Origin of the sequence: Massilia sp. LMS1-1-1.1 (assembly GCF_040815535.1) — a bacterium.
Taxonomy (GTDB): Bacteria; Pseudomonadota; Gammaproteobacteria; order Burkholderiales; family Burkholderiaceae_D; genus Janthinobacterium; species Janthinobacterium aestuarii.
Map to the genome: position 1 here is coordinate 1 of NZ_JBFPNG010000006.1, position 1,995 is coordinate 1,995.

Genomic DNA, 1,995 nt, shown 5'->3' on the forward strand with positions numbered 1-1,995 from the left:
GACAGCGTCTTGTGCCAGCCCGTTTCCTCGTCGATCTTGGCGCGCAGGCCCATGGCATAGGCCACGGCGGAAATGCTGGCCTCTTCGTCGATGGCCTTGTCCCAGTTCACAAAATCGGGCCAGATAATCATCACCTCGCGCTGGCCGAACTGGCCGCGATAGGTGGTGGCCGCCACCACGTTGCTGCAGCCATACGCGGACGCATACACGAAGGCGCGCAACTGTTGCGCCACGCTGGCCAGGGCATTGGTGACGGCTTTGGTGTCCAGGCCCGGCGCGCCCAGGATGCGCGGCTTCACGCCCAGCTTGCTTTGCGCGGCCAGCAAGGCTTTCACGCCCAGGTACTTGCCATCCGGCGACACGCCGCCCACCACATTGGTGGTGGTTTCGGCTTCCGTTTCGCCTTCTTCCACGCGCACGACGACGCACAAGGGCTTGGTCTGCGCGGCAATCGCTTCCAGCGCGCGATACAAGGTGCCCGTTTTGCCGGCCTTGCCCATGGCGGCCAGCACGTTGGTGACGAGCACGGGCGTGTCGAGCGGGAAGGCCGCCGGGTCGGCGTCGTCGGCCGTGGCGATTAGGCCCAGCACGGCCGTGGAGACGGTGCGGATGGGGCGCGAACCCTCGTTGATTTCAATGACGCGCACGCCATGGTGGTAGTCGGTGGCCATTCTTGCTACTCCTGTTCAATTGGGTGATCGGTGGATGGGGTGCGCGGGTCAGGCGCGGTAAGTGCCGGGGGCAAAGCTGCAGGAACGGCGATCCATACGTCATCGACCAGGCGCCAGTCGCCGGGCACCAGGTTGAAGCTCAGGGGTTCGGCCCGTGACAGGTCGCCCACTTCGTTGGCATCGACAAAGCCCCAGGCCTTGAGGACGTGCGTGACGGGGTCACGAAAAGAATTTTTCACTTAGCAATCTCCATTGGGAACGATATAGCCCATGACGGCGATATAGGCGCCACCCTTAGCTCCGGCCGTGATGGCGTAGTTGAAGCGCCTGGCGCTGTCGAGGGGAATCTCGACAGTCCCTGCGCCTTGCATGTAGGTGTCGGGAGTGGCGATGGAAAATTGCACCGGCGCGAACTGCATACCCAAGACGACGATGGATAGCAAAAACATCGCTGTTGATGAGCTAGATAGCTGTAGCTCGCAGTGCAGGATGGCCCGTGCCGCGTTCGCCGGGACGTACTGGGAGCAGTCAACCGGCGCGGGTGGGGAGGTCACTGCGCCGCCGCTCAGCACACGGGTTGCGCTGGAGTCGTTGGCATAGAACACTTTGGCGCCACGGACAATCATCGGCGTGATGGCGTTGGCCCCCTGGTAGCGAATGGTGGTGGCATAGGCGAAGAAGGAGAACCCGGCCGGCAGCGTCGGGGCATCCGCCGAGAGGCTCCACAGCAGGGCGGTGACGCCCGTCGCGGGATTGAAGATGAAGTGCAGATGCACCGACGACGTGCCGGCAATGACGGCCGCTTGATCCCTGCCGTTCGGTCCCGTCACGGACACGTCCGCCGTCAAGGCGCCGGTGGCATATTTCGTGACGGTCTGTCCGGTTGCCGGGTTGCGCATGGTGACGGCGAGTGCGGACACGGTGAATTTGTTCGCCGGCGAAGCGCCATGGTTCGCGCCGGACAGCCCTTGCACGCCGGCGCGCCCCTGCGTCGCCTCGGCCAGGGCGCGCGCGTTCACCACGCGCGCGGAATTGTCGCCGTGGGGGACCGTCGGCGCGTTCGGCGTGCCGGTGAAGGTCGGCGAGTCGAGCGGGGCTTTCAACGCCAGCGCATTGGCAATCGTGGTGGCGAAATGCGGATCGCGTCCCAGCGCCTCGGCCAGTTCGGCCAGGGTATTCAAGGTTTCCGGCGAGCTATCGACCAGGGCGGCAATCGCCGCCGCGATCTTGGCTTCGCCGTCGATCTTGCTCAGGTACTGCGGGTGCGGGTTGGCCTTCGCCTCATGCGCCATGACAGCCTCGGCGGCCTTGTCGTCGGCATACT

General features: G+C 64.8%; 2 protein-coding genes and 1 pseudogene. All 3 read right to left on the reverse strand.

The features are described from left to right. Window positions 1-671 (reverse strand): phage tail sheath subtilisin-like domain-containing protein (locus MRBLMS1_RS09855; RefSeq protein ID WP_485879235.1); only part of this gene is annotated, 671 nt, incomplete at its 3' end. Between the two features lie 5 nt (window positions 672-676). Beyond that, the gene (locus tag MRBLMS1_RS09860) at window positions 677-910 is read right to left on the reverse strand and encodes a hypothetical protein (RefSeq protein WP_156894944.1); all 234 of its coding nucleotides are present in this window, start codon (window positions 908-910) and stop codon (window positions 677-679) included. Beyond that, window positions 911-1,995: pseudogene (locus MRBLMS1_RS09865) on the reverse strand (hypothetical protein); the annotation flags it as partial. It lies immediately after the preceding gene.